The following is a 15,492-nucleotide window of genomic DNA, read 5'->3' on the forward strand; positions in this document are numbered from 1 at the left end:
GTTGGAGTGAGCACGACCGCGAACCGCAGGACCTACACGATCAAGGAAGCAGCCGCCCTCAGCGGCCTGCCCGCCAGCACGCTGCGCTACTACGAGTCGATCGGCGTGATCGCGCCGGTCAGCCGTGGCGAGAGCAGCGGCCACCGCGTCTACGACGAGGACGACCTCGACCAGCTGACCGGGGTCGCCTGCCTCTCCGCAACCGGCCTCTCCGTGAGCGACATGAAGCAATACGTCGCCAACGGACGCCGCGGGCCCGAGGCCGCCGCCGAGCAGGTCGCGCTCCTCGAGGCCCAGGCGGTGCGCCTCGAGCAGGAGGCCGAGCGGCTCCGGGTCCGCCGGCGCTACGTCGCGCTGAAGATCGCCTACTGGACGGCCGTCGCTGGCGGCGACACCGCCGAGGCGGAGCGGATCTGCCAGCAGGCGGTCGCGCTCGCGGACGAGCTCACCCAGCACAAGAGCCACTGACTCCCCCGCACTCCGACACCGAAGGAACCCCATGCACGTGAACGCCTGGGCCGCACCCGCGGCCGGCCAGCCCCTCGCCCGCACCACCATCGAGCGCCGCGCGGTGGGCGAGCACGACGTCCTCATCGCCATCGAGTACGCCGGCATCTGCCACTCTGACATCCACACCGTCAACGGCGACTGGGGCCCGCAGCCCTACCCCGTCGTGCCGGGTCACGAGATCGTCGGCACCGTCGCCGAGGTCGGCTCGGCCGTGACCACCCACCAGGTCGGCGACCGCGTCGGCGTCGGCTGCTTCGTCGACTCCTGCCGTGAGTGCGTCAACTGCCTCGCCGGCAACGAGCAGTTCTGCCTCAACGGCGGCGTCGCGACGTACGCCGCCACCGACCGCGACGGCACGACGACGCAGGGCGGCTACTCCACCCACGTCGTGGTCCGCGACCACTTCGTCCTCTCGGTACCGGACGGCATCGACCCCGCAGCCGCCGCTCCCCTCCTCTGCGCCGGCATCACGACGTACTCCCCGCTCAAGCGGTGGGGCGCCGGCCCCGGCAAGCAGGTCGCCATCGTCGGCCTCGGCGGACTGGGCCACATGGGCGTCAAGATCGCCCACGCGATGGGCGCCGAGGTCACCGTCCTGTCACAGTCGCTGAAGAAGCAGGGGGACGCCGAGCGGCTCGGCGCCGACCGCTACTTCGCGACGTCCGACCCGGCGACGTTCCAGCAGCTCGCCGGCCGGTTCGACCTGATCGTCAACACCGTCAGCGCCGCCCTCGACGCCAACGCCTATCTCGGCCTGCTCGCGGTGGACGGCGCGCTGGTCAACGTCGGCGCCCCGCCCGCGCCGTACAGCGTGGACCCGATGTCGCTCATCTACGGCCGGCACACGTTCGCCGGCTCGATGATCGGCGGCATCGCAGAGACGCAGGAGATGCTCGACTTCTGCGCCGAGCACGGCCTGGGCGCCGACGTGGAGGTGATCAGCGCCGACAAGGTCAACCAGGCCTACGAGCGCGTGCTCGCCTCCGACGTCCGCTACCGGTTCGTCATCGACGCAGCCACGATCTGAGGAAGGCGCCCGTGAAGTACGTGCAGAGCGGCGGCAGCACCGTCGCCGGACCTGCCGACTGGTTCACCGGCTCCGTCTTCATCGAGGGCGTCCAGAGCCCCGACGAAGCGTCGCGCCTGAGCTGCGCGCACGTCCGGTTCACCCCGGGCGCGCGCACGGTCTGGCACACGCACCCGAAGGGCCAGACGCTCTACGTCACCGACGGCATCGGGTACGTCGGCACCCGCGGCGGTCCGGTCCAGGAGATCCGCCCCGGCGACGTGGTCTTCATCGAGCCGGGCGAGGAGCACTGGCACGGCGCGACCCCGTCACGCTTCATGGCGCACGTCGCGCTCAACGAGGCCGACGAGAGCGGCCACGTCGTGACCTGGCTGGAGCCGGTGAGCGACGCCGACTACCCCGCGAGCTGAGCTCGTCCGCATGCAGCGAGACCCGGTCCGGAGGGACCGGGCCTCGCTCGCGTCCAGCGACCACTGACCGGCGCCTCGCATCTCGCTTGCTATTTCCATAGCCAGCCTTCTAGATTGCTGGCTATGTCTTCACATAGTCAGCGGGTGCCTGCGATCCTCGTCGGATCGGCGTTCCTCACGGGCGTCGACATGTTCATCGTCAACGTCGCGTTCGACGAGATCGGCCGCGACTACGGCACCGGCAGCCTCGCGCAGCTGAGCTGGATCCTGAGCGCCTACGCGGTGGTCTTCGCGGCGCTCCTCGTCCCGATGGGCCGGCTCGCCGACCGGTTCGGCCAGAAGGCCGCCTTCGTGGGCGGCCTGGCGCTCTTCGTCGTCGCCAGCCTCGCGTGCGGGTTCGCGCCCGGCGTGTGGTGGCTGGTGGCGTTCCGCAGCGCTCAGGCGGTCGGCGCGGCCGCGATGACGCCGGCCAGCCTCGGCCTGCTCCTCGCAGCAGTCGCCCCCGAACGCCGCGCCCCCGCGGCCCGGCTCTGGGCGACCACCGGGGCGGTCGCCGCAGCGCTCGGGCCTGCTGTGGGCGGCGGCCTGGTCCAGGTCTCGTGGCACTGGGCCTTCTGGATCAACCTCCCCGTCGGCCTGCTCCTCATCGCCGCCGCGCTGCGCCAGGTCCCCGACGTACGCCACAACCGCGGCACGCCGATCCCGGACCTCCTCGGAGCACTGGTCCTGGTCGTCACCGTCGGCGCGCTCGTGCTCGGCCTGGTCCAGGGCAACGACTGGGGCTGGGGCTCGGTCCGCGTGCTCGCCGCCTTCACCGTCGCCCTCCTCGGAGCCGGGCTCTTCGCGCGGCGTACCCTCACGCACCCCTCCCCCGTCATCGCACCGTCACTGCTCGCCGTCCCCGCCTTCCGCTGGGCCAACGTCGCGATGCTCGTCTTCAACAGCGCCTTCGGTGCCGCGCTCCTCGCCGGCATCCTCTGGATGCAGCAGGTCTGGGGGTACGACGCCCTGCAGACCGGCCTGGCCGTCGCGCTCGGACCGCTCGCCGTGCCGATCACCTCCGTCCTCGCACACCGACTCTTCCCCGCGGCGCGACCGGGCAAGATGATCGCGCTCGGCAGCGTTCTCTTCGGCGCATCCGCCCTCTGGCAGGCCTCGACCCTCAGCGTCACCCCGGACTACTGGACCGGCTTCCTCCCCGGCTGGCTGCTCGGCGGCGTCGGCGTCGGGCTCGCGGTCCCCAACCTGCTGGCCGCCGGCACGGCGACGCTCCCACCTGCCCAGGCCTCCACCGGGGGCGGCGTCGTGAGCATGGCCCGCCAGGTCGGCCTCGTCCTCGGCGTCGCCGTGCTGGTCACCCTCGTCGACGGCACCGACCCGGCGGCCGGCTTCACCCACGCCTGGTACGCCGTGGCGCTCGGCATGGCGCTCGCCTCGCTCGCTGCGCTCCGCATGGACCGGGTCACTCCACGCGTGCGCGAGCCGGAGCTGGCCACGGCCAGCGGCTGACGACCCCTCCAGGGAACCCACGCTGTCGGCCGTTATCGGTCACAGGCCGTAGGACGCGAGGCACTCCTGCTTCTTCGCCGGCACGAGCGCGTACGTCAGGCCGCACTGCAGCTGGGCCTGAGTCTGGGTCAGGAGCCCGAGCGTGCCGTTGACCGTCGTGACGACCGTCTCGACGGTGGTGTCGACGACCTTCGTGGTCGTCTCGATCGTCTCCCTGATCGGTTCGGCGGCCGATGTCAGGGCCGGCTTGGGTGCCTGCGTGGGGTCGCCTCCTGCGGGCGGCTTCGTGGCGTCGCCCCCGGACGGTCCCGGGAGCGGCCTGCCCTCGTGCGAGCCCGGCGCAGCGCCGCCTCCGGTTCCCGTCGTCCCGGGCCCGTGGCCGCCCTTGCGCCCCGGCCCGCCGGCGTACGACGCGGACGAGGTCGTCGGGCCGACCGCGTACGCCGAGGTGATGTAGTTCGGGACGGCGGTGTAGTTGCCCTGGAGGTAGGCGTCGCGGATCTTGAGGACGAGGTCGACGTAGTCGTTGGAGTGGTTGTAGCGGTAGACCGAGGAGCGGCGGCCGGTGTCGGTGCCGAGGTCGTCGGTGCCGGAGCAGAGGTAGACGGCGGTGGCGAGGGCGGCGTCGTCGATGTCCTGGGGGTTGCGCTTGCCGTCGCCGTCGGCGTCGACGCCGACCTTGGCCCAGGTCGACGGGATGAACTGCATGGCGCCGACGGCGCGGTCCCAGACCTTGTCGTTGTCGTAGAGGCCGCCGTCGGTGTCGGTGATGGCCTGGGTCTGGTGGGTGCCGTCGAGGGCGGGGCCGTAGATGCCGGGGTGGGAGACGCCCTGGGTGTCGAGGGTGTTGCCGCCGTAGCGGCCGTGGTCGGACTCGACGCGGCCGATGGCGGCGATGAGGGCCCAGTCGATGTGGCAGGACTTGTCGGCGTCGTTGATGACCTGTTCGGCGCGCTGGTAGGCGGCGAGGGCGGCGGTGGGGATGCCGTTGGTGGAGGCGGCGGCGACGATCTTGGCGCCGTCGGCGGCGGACAGGCCGAGGCCGACCTGGCCGGGGGCGGTGAAGCTGGCGGGGTCCTCGAGGGACTCGATGGGGACCTGGGTGCCGTCGGGGAGGCGGGTGTCGCTCGCGGTGGTGATGGTGCCGACGCCGGCGAGGCTGGCGGTCCAGGCGGTCGACAGCAGGGCCAGGGGCACCAGGGCGGTCGCCTTCTGGATCTTGCTGAAACGGGTCGGACCGACCCGGACGCGCGTCGCCCTCCGCCGACCAGTGGTAGCCATCACCCTCAGCTCGCCAGACTCTGCGGACGCCAGCAGGTGTCGAGCAGCTCGGCGTCGGCGCGAAGGGCACGCGCTGCGGCGCGTGCTCCGAGCACCGACGGGGGGCACGGGCTCCAGTAGGGAACGGTCGCGGCTTCGGCGGCCGCCCGGTCGTCCTCGATCTTGGCGAGCCGGCGAAGCTCGCGAGCAAGCTCGATGATCATCTCGGGGGTGAACCCGTCCTGGATGCTCATCGCGCACCTGCCCGGGGAGTGCGACGCAGGGAGGTCGCGAGGCGGATGGGGAGCGGCGTCTGGGTGGGGTGCTGCGTGGTGAACATGACTCCTCCGGCGGAGCGGGTGGCTGGGAATGTGCTTCCAACCTAGGAATATGTGTCCCGGGTCACATCCTCCGCGGGGGGGCACCCCGCCCCCACAAGGGGGCACCCGGCGACGCTCGTCCGAGCGGCCCTGCTCACCCTCCGGAATCGATCTCCCGTCAGACGACAAGAGGCCCCGGTCAGCATCTCTGCTGACCGGGGCCTCTTCGTCTTGTACCCCCGACCGGATTCGAACCGGCGCTACCGCCTTGAGAGGGCGACGTGCTAGGCCACTACACAACGGGGGCGTCCCGCCTGCGATTACTCGCCGGCGACGTCCGGAACTCTAGCGTTTGCTGTCATTCCGTCACAAATCCGGGCCGTGTGAGCCCCATCTCTGGGGCTCCAGGACCGGATCAGCTGGGATACAAGGACTCGAACCTTGAATAACGGAACCAGAAACCGTCGTGTTGCCAATTACACCATATCCCACTGCGTCACCCGCGGTCCGAAGACTGCCGGGACAAGGGAAAACCTTACAGGGCGACCCGGCTGACCGCCAAAACGGTCGGGCCTCCCCTCGCCCGCCGCACAGCCTGTCAGTGGTCGCTGGGAGGATGGCTCCGTGCCCGCCTCCCCCGCCCCCGTGTTCGCCGTCAGCGACGTCCACGGCCACCGCGACGACCTCGTCGCGACGCTACGGGCGGCCGGCCTCGTCGACGCCGGCGAGCGGTGGAGCGGCGGCGACGCCCAGCTCTACGTGCTCGGCGACCTCCTCGACCGGGGCCCGGACGGCATCGGCGTGATCCGCCTGCTCCGCGGCCTCCAGGCGGAGGCGCCGGCCTCGGTCCACGTCCTCCTCGGCAACCACGAGGTGCTCGCCCTCGGCATGTGGCTCCACCCCGACGAGGGCTACCTCCCGCTCTGGCAGCGCAACGGCGGCCTCGCCGCCGATCAGGCGAGCCTCACCCCGGACGACGTCACCTGGCTGAGCAACCTGCCCGCGATGGCCCTCGTCGGCGACGACCTGCTCGTCCACTCCGACTCGACTGCCTACCTCGGCTGGGGTCGCTCCGTCGGCGCCGTCAACGCCCAGGTCGCCGGCATGCTCACGCGCCCCGACCCGGTCGGCGTCGCGGAGGTGCTCCGCGGGCTCACCCAGCGCCGCCGCTTCGTCGGCACGCAGGGCGCGGCGCAGGCCGACAGCATGCTCGCGGCGTACGGCGGCACGCGGGTGGTCCACGGCCACTCGATCGTCGCGACCCTGCGCGGCGTCACCCCGGGCCACGGCGCCCTGGCGTACGCCGGCGGCAAGGCACTCGCGATCGACGGCGGGCGCTACAACGGCGGGCCACTGCTGCTCGTCGAGCTCAGCGCCTAGGGCGCGTCTCCCCAGGTCGGGGCCGTCGCGGAGCGCGTCGCGAGGCCCTGCCGCCGCGCGAGCCAGACGGCGAGGCCGAGGTACACCAGCGACTGGGTGAGCGTGCCGGGCAGCGTCCACCAGGTGCCGCCGGTCGGCTGGAGCGAGTCGCCGAGGTCGCCGGTCAGGATCGCGACTCCGAAAGCCAGCCAGTTGTTGACCATGTGCATGGCGATGCCCGCCTCGAGGCCGCCGGTGAGCACGACCAGCAGGCCGGCGACGATGCCGAAGGCGAGGCGGTCCACGAAGACGGGAGCGCTCTGGGAGCCGTGCGCGAGCGCGAAGAGGACGGCCGGCAGCAGCACCGCTACGGCCGTCGGGAAGACCGCGCCGAAGGCCTGGGTGAGGTATCCGCGAAACACGAACTCCTCCCCCGCAGCCTGCAGCGGGGTGAGGAGGGCGACCGTGACCAGCAGTGCGACCACCCGGCCGTCGACCGGGTGGGCGGTCGAGCTCAGCTGCTCCCGCGTCCCGCTCGGGACGAGGGAGCCGACCAGCAGCGTCGCGAACATCGCCACGACGGAGAGGCCGAGGCAGCCGCCGAGGTAGCGCCAGCGGATCCGTCCGGCCACGGAGACGACGAAACCCGGCCGCAGCCCGTGGAGGCCCCACGAGACCAGCAGCACGAGCGGGATCGTCGCCGCGAGGCCGAGCAGGATGCCGCCCATGAGCACGGGACCCGGGTCGTCGAAGGGGTCGACGGAGCGGCCGGGGCCACCCTGGAGCACCGCCTCCGCGGCGTACGCGACGAGGCTGACGACGCCGGAGAGGATGAACATGCCGACCAGCACCAGGACGATGCCCAGCAGCTGCCGCCCGAGCCCGTGGGGGCCCCGGCGGTGCAGCTGGTGATAGCCGGGGCCCTCGCTCATCGGCGTACGACGGGGCTCAGGCGAGCGCGGCGCGGAGCCGCGCGAGGGACTTCTCGCGACCGAGGATCTCGAGCGACTCGAAGAGCGGCGGCGAGATCTGGGCACCCGAGGTGGCGACGCGGACCGGGCCGAAGGCGACCCGCGGCTTCAGCTCCATCTCGGTGACGAGCTTGCCCTCGAGCGCGGCCTGGATCGTCGCGGTCGTCCACTCGTCCACGGGCTCGAGCGCCTCGATCGCGGCCTGCACGACCTCGAGGCCCTTCTCGTTGAGGACCTTGGCCTTCGCCGCCTCGTCGATCACGAACTCCTCGTCGGAGACGAAGAACGACTTCACCAGGCCCGAGGCCTCGGTCAGCTTGCGCATGCGGGGGGCGATGAGCGGAAGGAGCTCGCCCACCAGGGCCTCCTGCTCCGCGGTCATGGGGTCGGAGACGATCCCGTCCTTCACGAGGAACGGGTGGATGCGCCGGCCGACCTCGTCCTCAGCAAGCCTGGACATGTGCTCGGTGTTGATGGCGTCGCACTTCTTGATGTCGAACTTGGCCGGGTTCGCGTTGACGTCCTTGATGTCGAACGCGGCGACCATCTCCTCCATCGTGAAGACGTCACGGTCCGCGGCGATCGCCCAGCCGAGCAGCGCAAGGTAGTTGAGCAGTCCCTCGGGAATGTAGCCCTGGTCGCGGTAGGCCAGCGCGTGCGCCTCGGGGTCACGCTTGGAGAGCTTCTTGTTGCCCTCGCCCATGACGTAGGGAAGGTGTCCGAACTCCGGCGTCACCTTCGCGATGCCGAGCTCCTTGAGCGCGTCGTAGAGGGCGATCTGGCGCGGAGTCGAGGAGAGCAGGTCCTCGCCGCGGAGCACGTGGGTGATCTCCATGAGCGCGTCGTCGACCGGGTTGACCAACGTGTAGAGCGGGTCGCCGTTGGCGCGGCAGAGGGCGAAGTCGGGCACGAACTTCGTCTCGAAGGTGACCTCGCCGCGGACCAGGTCGTTCCAGGTGATCGAGCCGTCGGGCATGCGGAAGCGGACGACCGGCTTGCGGCCCTCCGCCTCGAACGCCGCCTGCTGCTCTCCGGTGAGCTCACGACAGAAGCCGTCGTAGCCGATGACCTTGGAGCCCGACTCCTTGCGCCGCGCCTCGACCTCGTCGTTGGTGCAGTAGCAGTCGTAGGCGTACGTCGATGTGCGGAGGCGGATGAGGGCATCGGCGTAGATGTCGGTGCGCTCGCTCTGGCGGTACGGCGCGTGGGGGCCTCCGACCTCGATGCCCTCGTCCCAGTCGAGACCGAGCCAGGTGAAGAGGTCGAGGATGCCGGCGTACGACTCCTCGGTGGAGCGCGCCTTGTCGGTGTCCTCCATGCGGAAGACGATCGTGCCGCCGTGGTGGCGCGCGAAGGCCCAGTTGAAGAGGGCCGTGCGGGCCAGGCCGACGTGGGGCGACCCGGTCGGCGAGGGGCAGTAGCGGACGCGAACGGTCATCGGCGAGCAACCTTGTTGGTGAGTGCGCCGATGCCGGAGACCACGATCTCGACCTCGTCGTCGGCGCTGAGCGGACCGACACCATCAGGGGTGCCGGTGAGGATGACGTCGCCGGGCAGGAGCGTCATGACGCTGCTGACGTGGGCGACGAGGGTCGGGATGTCGAAGACCAGGTCGGAGGTGTTGCCGTCCTGGACGAGGTCTCCGTTGAGGTAGGTCTGCACCTGGACCGCCGACGGGTCGAGCTCGGTCTCGATCCACGGGCCCAGCGGGCAGAACGTGTCGAAGCCCTTGGCGCGGGTGAACTGGCCGTCGCGCCGCTGCAGGTCGCGCGCGGTCACGTCATTGGCGACGGTGTAGCCGTGGATGACGTCGGCCGCCTTCTCGGCGGGCACGTCACGGCAGATCCGGCCGATCACGACGGCGAGCTCGCCCTCGTAGTGCACCTCCTCGCTCTGCTGCGGGAGGCGGATCACGTCGTTGGGGCCGATCACCGAGGTGTTGGGCTTGAGGAACATCAGCGGCTCGGCCGGCACCTCGCCGCCCATCTCGGCGGCGTGCCTGGCGTAGTTCTTGCCGATGCCGATCACCTTGCTGCGCGGGATGATCGGGGCGAGGAGCCGCACATCGCCGACGGCGTACTCCCTCTCGACGAGCTTGAGGCCGACGTAGAGGGGGTCGCCGGCGAGGGCGACGATGACGGCGTCCTCGGCGGGCTGGCCGAACTGGTCGACCTCGCCCGTCAGGACGCCGTAGGAGATCTCGTCGGTGTCGCCGCTGAGCGGGGTGAATCGAACGATGCGCACGGGCGCAAGGCTATCGGGCGCCCAGTCCGGCACCGACCGACGCCCGGGCCCGCACCGGCTCGTCGCCGTGACCGACGAAGAAAGCGACCAGCCCGGGCTCCAGGACGCGCCCGCGGCCGGGGCCAGCGAGCACGAAACCCGTCGCCTCCAGCAACGCATAGCCGTGGACCAGGCTCCACCACTGGAACGAGAGATCAGCGGACCGCTCCTCCTGCACGCGGCCGGCGGCATGTGCACGCGCGAGGGCCTCGGCCACCCGGTCCAGTGTCTGGCGACGGCCACGCTGGTCGGTCGCGGGAGGCGGCAGCCGGAACCGGCCGAGTGGCGCAGTGCCGAACATGACGGCGTAGAGCGCCGACTGCTCGGAGGCGAACTCGAGGTACGCCGCCGTCTGCGCCGCGACGTCCCGCACGGGATCGTCGCCGGGCTCGACCTCGACGAAGGCACGCTCCAGCATGGCGAACCCCTCCTCGACCACCGCCGTCACAAGCGGCTCCATCGAGCCGAAGTGCGTGTAGACCGCCATGGTCGACGTGCCCGCCGCCGCCGCGACCTTCCGGACGGTGAGCGTGGCGGGCCCCTCATCGGCGACGAGGCGCGCCGCCGCCTCGACGAGCCTGCGACGCATGTCACCCGCACTCACCGGCGCACCTGGTTTACAAATGCGGGATACTTGTCCATAACGTCTGTTATACCAGTGAGGTCCTGATGCGCACTCCCCGACTGGCCACCCTCGGCTGGATCACCGCGGCAACGATCGTGCTGCTCTACGTCCCGATGGCCGCGGAGTACACCGCACGCCTCTTCGGCGGTGGGCCTGAGCTCTGGGACCACGCGTACGCCGCGACCGTCGGCGAGCGCCACGCCCTCGGCGCCGGCTCCATCCATGAGGTCCAGGCGCAGAACTACCAGCACCACCGCGTCGTGCTCCTGCTGCACACCCTCCTGGCCTCCGTCGCGATCACGCTGTCGGTCTTCCAGCTGACGCGGCGCAGCAGGCGCCGGCTCGCCGTGCACCGCTGGGTCGGTCGCCTGCAGGTCATGCTCGTCGCGGTGTCGATGACGGCGGGACTCACGTTCCTCGGCCTCGTCGGCCCGGACGGCACGTTCGACGGACCCGCCTTCTTCATCCAGCTGGTCGCCCTGGCCTCCGGGACGCTGCTCGCGACGCTCCTCGGCTGGGCCGCGATCCGCGGGCGCCAGGTGGCGAGCCACCGGGTGCTGATGACCTACGCGTTCGCGCTGCTCTGCACCGCGCCGTTCCTGCGCCTGGGCTACCTGCTGCTGGGGCTGGCCTGGCCGGACCAGACCCAGGAGGTGACCAACCTCGCCGGCGGTGCCATCGAGGCGGTCTGGGCGCCGATGGCGGCTCTTCTCGCCGCCCGCCTCGTCCCCGCCGCGCGCCGGCGCGATCACCTCCGACCGCTCCCCCGGTCAGTGTCCTGGGCTCCGCTCCTGCTCGGGACGATCGGCCTGGCAGGACTCGCCGTTGCCTATGGCGCGGCCTTCGACGGGATCGACCGGGTCACGCTCACCGCGGCAGCCGCCAACGCGCTCGGCCTGCTCCTGACCGGCATGAACCTGCGTGCCGCGAACGATCCGACCGCGCGCGAGGACTGGACCATCCACCACGCGGCGATGCTCCTGGCAGCGCCCGCGACCGCCGCACTCTGGCTCGCCTACCGCCTCCCCTTCACCACCGGGCAGGCGTACTACGGCGCGCTGCTGACCGGCCCCGCGGTCACGCTGAGCCTGGGCCTGGTGCTGGTGGCCTGGCGTCGCAGGAGCCCGGCCCGCCGGACGGCGCCAGAGCCCGCCACCGCCTGAGCCAGCGGGGCAGCGCGGAGGCGCGGAGGCGCGGTAGAAAGGGCCCGTGAGCGAACACCTCGAGGGCATGCCGGTCATCGTCGACTTCCCGGTCGCCTGGGGCGACATGGACGCCTTCGGCCACGTCAACAACACGCGATACTTCCGCTGGTTCGAGGACGGCCGCCTCGCCTACTTCGAGGCGCTCGGGATCGCGGAGCTCATGGAGGCCACCGGCGTCGGGCCGATCCTCGCCTCGACCGACTGCCGCTTCCGGGTCCCCCTCACCTACCCCGACGCGGTGCGGATCGGCGCGACCGTGACCGACGTCGAGGACGGCGAGTTCACGATGCGTTACGTCGTGGTGAGCACCGCCCACGACCGGGTCGCGGCCGAGGGCAGCGGGCGGATCGTCGCCTTCGACTACCGCGCGGGGACGCGGGCGACCTGGCCGGCGTCGCTGCGCGCCGCGATCGCCGAGTTGCAGGGCTCCCCCGCCTGACCGGATCCTTGACGGCGTGACCGTCCTGGACCTGCGCGAGGCGAACGCGCGCGACCTCGAGGCCCGTGCCGCCGCGCACCGGGCCCGGTTGGCGCCGTACGTCGAGCCGCACCTCGCCCGCCGGGCCGCGGGCGAGAAGCACCCGGTCCACGACTTCCTCTTCACGTACTACAACCACCGGCCCGCCCAGCTCCTGCGCTGGCATCCCGGGCTCGACGCCTCCGACCCGTACGTCGTCGGGCGGCGCGACCGGATCCGGCAGGTGCACGAGCTGCTCGCCGCGACGGCGGGGCGCGCAGGCAACTTCGGCTGTTTCGGCCTGCACGAGTGGGCGATGGTCCACGGCTCCGACGAGAACCGGCACCCGATGCCGCTGCGCCTGGGCGCCGCCGCCACCGACCGGGTCACCGAGGACCACCGCATCGCCTGCTCGCACTTCGACGCGTTCCGGTTCTTCACCCCGTCGGCGGTCGGCTTCAACACGCTCTCCCCCGGCCCGGGCGACCGTCCGGCGTACGAGCAGCCGGCGTGCCTCCACGGCGGCATGGACCTCTACAAGCACGCGTACCGGCTCTCGCCGATGATCTGCAGCGACCTCGTCGCCGACGCCTTCGAGCTCGCGTGGGAGATCCGCATCCTCGACATGCGCGCCGCGCCGTACGACATGAGCGGCTGGACCCTCGACCCCACCGGCGAGCCGTGGACGCCGGTCCCGATCGAGACGCCCGAGGGCAAGGCGGAGTACGTCGCAGCCCAGCGCTCCTTCGCCGAGCGTGGTGCGCCGATCCGCGCCGCCCTGATCGCGGCCTGCGAGCGCCTGCTCGCGTGACCCGCGCGGCCCGTTCGTCGGCCGTCTGCGCGAACCGACACGTTGACGCGTCACGCACCGTGAGCTGAGCGGGCGACTCCCGTGAGTGACATGTCAACGTGTCGGTTCAGGCAGAAGAGGCCTCAGGCGAGCAGTGAACGAGGCTCCGCCCGCACCAGCCGTACGCCGGCGGCGAACTGCACGACCGTCGGACCCGTCCGGATCGTGGCCCAGGCCAGTCCCAGCTGATCCCGCGTCATCGCCAGACCCACGCTCCCCCGGATCCCGAGCAGCTCGACGTCGACGAGCAGGGCCGCGGCAGCCGGGTCCACGCTCACGAGGAGCAGGACGACGCCGGCACCCAGCGCCACCACGAGAAGCCGTCTGGCTCGGAAGACCACGATTCGACGGTAACTGGGAGACTCGCGCCATGAGCACCGCGATCCGCCGCATCACCCCCGCCGACCTCGAGCGGACGGTCCAGCTCGTCCACGAGCTGGCGACGTACGAGAAGGCGCCGGACGAGTGCCACCTGACCGTCGAGCAGCTCGAGGCCGCCCTCTTCAGCCCGAACCCGGCGCTCTTCGGCCACGTGGCGACGCACGAGGGCGAGGTGGTCGGGATCGCGCTGTGGTTCCTCAACTTCTCGACCTGGCGGGGCACGCACGGGATCTACCTCGAGGACCTCTTCGTCAGCCCCCAGCACCGCGGGCTCGGGCTCGGGCGCGACCTGCTCGCGGCACTCGCTCAGGAGTGCGTCGAGCGCGGCTACAGCCGGCTGGAGTGGTGGGTACTCGACTGGAACGAGCCGGCGATCGGCTTCTACCGCTCCCTCGGCGCGGTCGGGATGGACGAGTGGACCGTCCATCGCCTCACCGGCGACGCGCTCACCGCGCTCGGCGCTCCGGCGTACGCCGCGGACTGATTCCCTCCGGCCGAGGCTGGTGGTCCCTAGGCTTCGCGCATGCCCCCTCCGCCGAATCGGTTCGTGACCAGGTTCGTGATCGCGGTCCTGCTGACCGTCACCAACGTGATCGGCGCTGCCGTCGTCTACGCCCTTGCCGCCTGGGTGGTGCCGCTGCCGGGCCGGCACGACGTCCACATCGAGCTGCTCAACCTCGCCGTCCTGGGCGGTTACGTGCCCTCGGCGGTGCTCGTCGGCACCTGGCTCGGGCTGCGGCGCTACCGTCGCCTCGACCGCTGGATCGTCGAGGAGCGGCCGGCCACCGACCGGGAGAAGACGGCGCTGCTGGCCGCGCCGCGGTGGTTCGCCTGGCTGCACCTGGCCCTGTGGGGCACGGCCGCGCTCGTCTTCGGCGCCGTCAACGCGCCGAGCCACGTGGGGCGCGCCGCCCTCATCACCTGGATCGTCTTCCTCACGGGCCTGACCGTCTCGGCGCTCGCGTTCCTGATCGTCGAACGCCGGCTCCGGCGGGTCAACCGGGCCGCGCTGGTCACCGGGCTGCCGGCCCGGCGTCGCTCTCGTCATGTGGCTGCGCGCTTCGGCATGGCCTGGCTGTTGAGCACCGGCGCCTCTGCCGGCGGCCTGGTGGTGGCAGGCCTGATGGCCGTCGTCCTCGGGCCTGGTGCCACCACGCACGTCCAGCTCGGCGTCACGATGATGGCGCTCGGCGCCGTGGTGATCCTCGTCGGTGGCCTGACCACCTTCCTCACCGCACAGACGACGGCCGACCCGATCCGGGCGATGCGCTCGGCGCTGACGGCGGTCGGCAAGGGCCGGTTCGACATCCAGATCGGCATCGACGACGCCACCGAGATCGGCGAGCTCCAGGCCGGGTTCAACGACATGGTCGCGGGCCTGCGCGAGCGGGAGCAGCTGCGTGACCTCTTCGGTCGCCACGTCGGCGTCGACGTCGCCCGCGAGGCGCTGACGACCGGCGTACGGCTGGGGGGCGAGGTGCGCGAGGTGACGGTGCTCTTCGTCGACGTCATGGGCTCCACGACGATGGCGACCGAGCTCGACCCCGACCGTGTCGTCGCGCTCCTCAACCGCTTCTTCGACGTCGTCATCGACGTGATCCACGAGCACGACGGCTGGATCAACAAGTTCGAGGGCGACGCCGCGCTGGCGATCTGGGGCGCGCCCGTCGCCGTGGCGGAGCGCAACACCCGGGCCCTGGCTGCCGCCCGCGTCCTCGCCGCCCGCCTCCACGCCGAGGTGCCCGAGATCGCGGCCGGCGTCGGCATCTCGGGCGGCCCCGTGGTCTGCGGCAACGTCGGCTCGGCGGACCGCTACGAGTACACCGTCATCGGCGACGCGGTGAACGAGGCCGCGCGCCTCACGTCGGTCGCCAAGGAGCATCCCGAGCGTTGCGTCGCGAACGCCCTGCTGCTCGCCGACGCCGGCGAGGAGGCCGCGCACTGGGTCGAGCGGGAGCCGGTCATCGTGCGCGGACGTGCGGCGGAGACCCGCATCGCCGTGCCGCGGTCCTGACCCGGCGGGTCAGGCGGCCGGACTCAGGCCTTGCACTCCCGCACGAGCAGCGCCTTGACGTCGGTGACCGGGATGCCCGAGCTGTCCGGGAAGAGGTGCTCCACCGTGCGGACCGGCTCCTTGGCATAGTCGTGGCAGGTCTTGGCACGGTCGGCGTTGGTCCAGCCGTCCCACACCTGCTGCACGAACTGCTGGGTGGTCGGCGGGAGCGGGGTCGACGCGGGCTCGGGGTCGCCGCCACAGGCCGCGACCAGCAGGGCGACCGGGACGAGGAGGACCGAGAGACGACGCATGGGGGTCATCTTGACCTG

The 15,492-nt window shown here is 71.7% G+C and carries 18 protein-coding genes and 2 tRNA genes; 10 read left to right on the plus strand and 10 right to left on the minus strand.

Annotation, left to right across the window (positions count from 1 at the left end):
* Nucleotides 1–6: 6 nt before the first annotated feature.
* From IEX47_RS06505 to IEX47_RS06520, 4 genes are all read left to right on the plus strand, one after another.
* Nucleotides 7–468 (plus strand): MerR family transcriptional regulator, encoded by a 462-nt coding sequence (locus IEX47_RS06505; RefSeq protein ID WP_188783182.1) that lies wholly within the window; start codon nucleotides 7–9, stop codon nucleotides 466–468.
* 31 nt (nucleotides 469–499) lie between these two features.
* A complete protein-coding gene (locus IEX47_RS06510; protein ID WP_188783183.1) occupies nucleotides 500–1,537 on the plus strand; it encodes an NAD(P)-dependent alcohol dehydrogenase in 1,038 nt (345 codons plus the stop codon).
* A gap of 11 nt (nucleotides 1,538–1,548) precedes the next feature.
* Complete coding sequence (locus IEX47_RS06515) at nucleotides 1,549–1,947, plus strand: (R)-mandelonitrile lyase (protein WP_188783184.1); 399 nt, start codon at nucleotides 1,549–1,551, stop codon at nucleotides 1,945–1,947.
* 144 nt (nucleotides 1,948–2,091) lie between these two features.
* Nucleotides 2,092–3,456: an MFS transporter gene (locus IEX47_RS06520; protein ID WP_229662678.1), complete on the plus strand. Its 1,365-nt coding sequence runs from the start codon at nucleotides 2,092–2,094 to the stop codon at nucleotides 3,454–3,456.
* Nucleotides 3,457–3,495: 39 nt separating this feature from the next.
* Here the strand turns inward: IEX47_RS06520 and IEX47_RS06525 are convergent, their stop codons facing one another.
* The 4 genes from IEX47_RS06525 to IEX47_RS06540 form a co-directional block, all read right to left on the minus strand.
* Nucleotides 3,496–4,737, minus strand: coding sequence for a lytic transglycosylase domain-containing protein (locus tag IEX47_RS06525; protein WP_188783186.1), 1,242 nt, complete (start codon nucleotides 4,735–4,737; stop codon nucleotides 3,496–3,498).
* A gap of 5 nt (nucleotides 4,738–4,742) precedes the next feature.
* On the minus strand, nucleotides 4,743–4,970 hold the full coding sequence (locus IEX47_RS06530) for a hypothetical protein (protein ID WP_188783187.1): 228 nt from the start codon (nucleotides 4,968–4,970) through the stop codon (nucleotides 4,743–4,745).
* 300 nt (nucleotides 4,971–5,270) lie between these two features.
* A tRNA-Glu gene (locus tag IEX47_RS06535) sits at nucleotides 5,271–5,343 on the minus strand.
* A gap of 112 nt (nucleotides 5,344–5,455) precedes the next feature.
* A tRNA-Gln gene (locus IEX47_RS06540) sits at nucleotides 5,456–5,527 on the minus strand.
* Between the two features lie 133 nt (nucleotides 5,528–5,660).
* Between IEX47_RS06540 and IEX47_RS06545 the strand changes: the two genes are divergently transcribed.
* Nucleotides 5,661–6,416 (plus strand): metallophosphoesterase, encoded by a 756-nt coding sequence (locus IEX47_RS06545; RefSeq protein WP_188783188.1) that lies wholly within the window; start codon nucleotides 5,661–5,663, stop codon nucleotides 6,414–6,416.
* Here the strand turns inward: IEX47_RS06545 and IEX47_RS06550 are convergent.
* The 4 genes from IEX47_RS06550 to IEX47_RS06565 are packed head-to-tail and all read right to left on the minus strand — an operon-like array spanning nucleotide 6,413 to nucleotide 10,238.
* Nucleotides 6,413–7,327: a CPBP family intramembrane glutamic endopeptidase gene (locus IEX47_RS06550; RefSeq protein ID WP_188783189.1), complete on the minus strand. Its 915-nt coding sequence runs from the start codon at nucleotides 7,325–7,327 to the stop codon at nucleotides 6,413–6,415. The two genes, IEX47_RS06545 and IEX47_RS06550, sit on opposite strands and share 4 nt — an antisense overlap.
* Nucleotides 7,328–7,343: 16 nt before the next feature.
* Nucleotides 7,344–8,804, minus strand: a complete 1,461-nt coding sequence (gene gltX, locus IEX47_RS06555) for a glutamate--tRNA ligase (protein ID WP_188783190.1) — start codon at nucleotides 8,802–8,804, stop codon at nucleotides 7,344–7,346.
* Nucleotides 8,801–9,610 (minus strand): fumarylacetoacetate hydrolase family protein, encoded by an 810-nt coding sequence (locus IEX47_RS06560; RefSeq protein WP_188783352.1) that lies wholly within the window; start codon nucleotides 9,608–9,610, stop codon nucleotides 8,801–8,803. The genes gltX and IEX47_RS06560 overlap by 4 nt, the downstream gene beginning before the upstream one ends.
* A 10-nt stretch (nucleotides 9,611–9,620) precedes the next feature.
* On the minus strand, nucleotides 9,621–10,238 hold the full coding sequence (locus IEX47_RS06565; protein ID WP_229662679.1) for a TetR/AcrR family transcriptional regulator: 618 nt from the start codon (nucleotides 10,236–10,238) through the stop codon (nucleotides 9,621–9,623).
* Nucleotides 10,239–10,318: 80 nt separating this feature from the next.
* Here IEX47_RS06565 and IEX47_RS06570 point away from each other — a divergent pair, with 80 nt between their 5' ends.
* Genes IEX47_RS06570 through IEX47_RS06580 form a run of 3 tightly spaced genes read left to right on the plus strand, consistent with a single transcriptional unit; the run spans nucleotide 10,319 to nucleotide 12,747 of the window.
* Nucleotides 10,319–11,437 (plus strand): DUF2306 domain-containing protein, encoded by a 1,119-nt coding sequence (locus IEX47_RS06570; RefSeq protein WP_188783192.1) that lies wholly within the window; start codon nucleotides 10,319–10,321, stop codon nucleotides 11,435–11,437.
* Nucleotides 11,438–11,483: 46 nt separating this feature from the next.
* Nucleotides 11,484–11,918, plus strand: coding sequence for an acyl-CoA thioesterase (locus IEX47_RS06575; protein ID WP_229662680.1), 435 nt, complete (start codon nucleotides 11,484–11,486; stop codon nucleotides 11,916–11,918).
* Between the two features lie 16 nt (nucleotides 11,919–11,934).
* Entirely contained in the window at nucleotides 11,935–12,747 is an 813-nt protein-coding gene (locus IEX47_RS06580; RefSeq protein ID WP_229662681.1) for a 3-methyladenine DNA glycosylase, read from the plus strand.
* 122 nt (nucleotides 12,748–12,869) lie between these two features.
* Here the strand turns inward: IEX47_RS06580 and IEX47_RS06585 are convergent, their stop codons facing one another.
* A complete protein-coding gene (locus IEX47_RS06585; protein ID WP_188783193.1) occupies nucleotides 12,870–13,127 on the minus strand; it encodes a hypothetical protein in 258 nt (85 codons plus the stop codon).
* Nucleotides 13,128–13,156: 29 nt separating this feature from the next.
* Between IEX47_RS06585 and IEX47_RS06590 the strand changes: the two genes are divergently transcribed.
* Together IEX47_RS06590 and IEX47_RS06595 are read left to right on the plus strand one after the other, a co-directional pair.
* Nucleotides 13,157–13,651: a GNAT family N-acetyltransferase gene (locus IEX47_RS06590; RefSeq protein WP_188783194.1), complete on the plus strand. Its 495-nt coding sequence runs from the start codon at nucleotides 13,157–13,159 to the stop codon at nucleotides 13,649–13,651.
* Between the two features lie 63 nt (nucleotides 13,652–13,714).
* Nucleotides 13,715–15,181: an adenylate/guanylate cyclase domain-containing protein gene (locus tag IEX47_RS06595; protein ID WP_188783195.1), complete on the plus strand. Its 1,467-nt coding sequence runs from the start codon at nucleotides 13,715–13,717 to the stop codon at nucleotides 15,179–15,181.
* Between the two features lie 23 nt (nucleotides 15,182–15,204).
* On the opposite strand, the gene IEX47_RS06600 is transcribed toward IEX47_RS06595, so the two are convergent.
* Nucleotides 15,205–15,474, minus strand: coding sequence for a hypothetical protein (locus IEX47_RS06600; RefSeq protein WP_188783196.1), 270 nt, complete (start codon nucleotides 15,472–15,474; stop codon nucleotides 15,205–15,207).
* Nucleotides 15,475–15,492: the final 18 nt, after the last annotated feature.

This window comes from Nocardioides phosphati, assembly GCF_014646375.1.
In the GTDB taxonomy this organism is placed as follows: Bacteria; Actinomycetota; Actinomycetes; order Propionibacteriales; family Nocardioidaceae; genus Nocardioides; species Nocardioides phosphati.

What these genes read in the sequence shown, in the direction of transcription:
- IEX47_RS06590 (WP_188783194.1), top strand. Translation starts at nt 13,157, where the DNA reads ATGAGCACCGCGATCCGCCGCATCACCCCCGCCGACCTCGAGCGGACG.
- IEX47_RS06570 (WP_188783192.1), top strand. Translation starts at nt 10,319, where the DNA reads ATGCGCACTCCCCGACTGGCCACCCTCGGCTGGATCACCGCGGCAACG.
- IEX47_RS06600 (WP_188783196.1), bottom strand. Translation starts at nt 15,474, where the DNA reads ATGCGTCGTCTCTCGGTCCTCCTCGTCCCGGTCGCCCTGCTGGTCGCG.
- IEX47_RS06565 (WP_229662679.1), bottom strand. Translation starts at nt 10,238, where the DNA reads ATGCGTCGCAGGCTCGTCGAGGCGGCGGCGCGCCTCGTCGCCGATGAG.
- IEX47_RS06525 (WP_188783186.1), bottom strand. Translation starts at nt 4,737, where the DNA reads ATGGCTACCACTGGTCGGCGGAGGGCGACGCGCGTCCGGGTCGGTCCG.
- IEX47_RS06550 (WP_188783189.1), bottom strand. Translation starts at nt 7,327, where the DNA reads ATGAGCGAGGGCCCCGGCTATCACCAGCTGCACCGCCGGGGCCCCCAC.
- IEX47_RS06510 (WP_188783183.1), top strand. Translation starts at nt 500, where the DNA reads ATGCACGTGAACGCCTGGGCCGCACCCGCGGCCGGCCAGCCCCTCGCC.
- gltX (WP_188783190.1), bottom strand. Translation starts at nt 8,804, where the DNA reads ATGACCGTTCGCGTCCGCTACTGCCCCTCGCCGACCGGGTCGCCCCAC.
- IEX47_RS06530 (WP_188783187.1), bottom strand. Translation starts at nt 4,970, where the DNA reads ATGAGCATCCAGGACGGGTTCACCCCCGAGATGATCATCGAGCTTGCT.